The sequence below is a fragment of the Salinicola sp. genome (assembly GCF_982684285.1).
This window is the reverse complement of the sequence record NZ_CEXLVS010000444.1, coordinates 1,024-1,487: the sequence shown is the minus strand read 5'-3', so window position 1 is coordinate 1,487 and position 464 is coordinate 1,024. Positions and strand designations below refer to the sequence as shown.

General features: G+C 46.6%; 1 pseudogene. It reads right to left on the bottom strand.

Annotation, left to right across the window (positions count from 1 at the left end):
• Positions 1-464, bottom strand: a pseudogene (locus tag AC3AYF_RS20910) (PLP-dependent transferase); the annotation flags it as partial.

Here is a 464-nt window from a genome sequence, read left to right as displayed (position 1 = left end):
AAAAACAAGGCTTTGGTATTAGGTTTGATCGCCTGTTGCCATGCAGAGATATCAGTCAAGGCAACGTAATCAGTTTCTAAACCAAATTTAGCTAAGTATTTATCAAACAAGACTCGGGTAGTGCCAAAAATACTGCGTGACGACACAATATGATCGCCGGCCGACAATAAGCCCATAAAGGTCGATAAAATTGCTGACATGCCTGATGAGGTAGCAACACATGATTCGCCCCCTTCAAGGGCCGCTAGGCGCTGCTCAAAGTTACGCACCGTGGGGTTGGTAAAGCGCTAATAGATATTGCCTGGTTCTTCCCCACTAAACCGAGCAGCAGCCTGTTCAGCGCTATCAAAGACATAACTTGATGTGGGAAAAATAGGTTCTGCATGCTCATTTTCAGCCGTGCGGACTTGGCCCGCTCGTACAGCACGCGTGGCAAAACCTTTTTCTTGGTCAAAATTCGTCAT